The following is a 1,003-nucleotide window of genomic DNA, read 5'->3' as shown; positions in this document are numbered from 1 at the left end:
AATTTATTTCTAATAATAGAATATAATTTAATACAGATTCTTTTTTAGTTATATGTTTAGATTTTTTTGAGAAATTAATTCTAATTGATTTAATAACGCTTTACTCATAAATATAAGCAAGAAACTTAATACAGTTGAAATAAATAAAACTGTAGTTCCAGCTGAAATTTCAAAAAGCATTAATACAAAAAGAAATGATGCGATATAACCAATAGTTAACATTGGTCTAGTAATACTTAAAATTAATGATGTTTTTAATGTTTGTTTTATTCCCATTGAAAATCTAGAAGTTAATATATATACATAAGGCATTATCATAAAATTAACTAGTAAGAGCATTGCAAAAATTGCAACAAATATTAAACTAAGATTTAAATAACTTACTATTCTTAAATTAGTACTTAATATAAAAATGAATATAAGCTGCAAACACCATAATAATAAAGATGATTTAAAATTAATTTTTAAACCATGAAAAAAATCTTTAAATGGTTCTAAATCTTTAGTCCTTAAAAGTTTTGCCATACAATATAATACAGATGTAAAAGCAGGACCAGTAGGAATTAAACAAACTAAGAAAAATGGTAAGTATGTTACTGCCTTAGAAAAACCAACAAATAAAAAGAAAAATATAACTGGTATATTAATAATCATAAATAAAATGTTTACAATAAAAAACCAGTATACATAATTAAAAAAATCTAAAACTTTTTCAATTCTAAAACCTTCTAACATAAAATTTATCACTCCGTTTCTTTTAAAATTCCTATACGTATGTAATTGTTTAAATAATAGTTGTTTATAGTTTAAACTACAAATATAAGTAATTCAAATAATAATTTACAAATTTTCAATAAAAATAAAAAAAACACATAAAATCAATAAAATATTAACTAAAACTCTTTTATGTCAGGACTATAATATGGTTTAATTTATATATGAAAATATTTCTTTTTTTAGAAATAAAAAGAGAAATATTGTATAATAAAATAGAGGTATGAAA

The 1,003-nt window shown here is 19.8% G+C and carries 1 protein-coding gene; it reads right to left on the bottom strand.

The window, feature by feature from the left end; translation table 11 throughout:
- Positions 1-48: 48 nt before the first annotated feature.
- Positions 49-735, bottom strand: a complete 687-nt coding sequence (locus GBZ86_RS16235; RefSeq protein WP_152892391.1) for a DUF624 domain-containing protein — start codon at positions 733-735, stop codon at positions 49-51.
- Between the last annotated feature and the right edge of the window lie 268 nt (positions 736-1,003).

The sequence above is a fragment of the Clostridium tarantellae genome, from assembly GCF_009295725.1.
Classification (GTDB): domain Bacteria; phylum Bacillota; class Clostridia; order Clostridiales; family Clostridiaceae; genus Sarcina; species Sarcina tarantellae.
The sequence above is the reverse complement of the archived record's forward strand: the minus strand, read 5'-3'. Positions and strand labels throughout refer to the sequence as shown.

What these genes read in the sequence shown, in the direction of transcription:
- GBZ86_RS16235 (WP_152892391.1), bottom strand. Translation starts at nt 735, where the DNA reads ATGTTAGAAGGTTTTAGAATTGAAAAAGTTTTAGATTTTTTTAATTAT.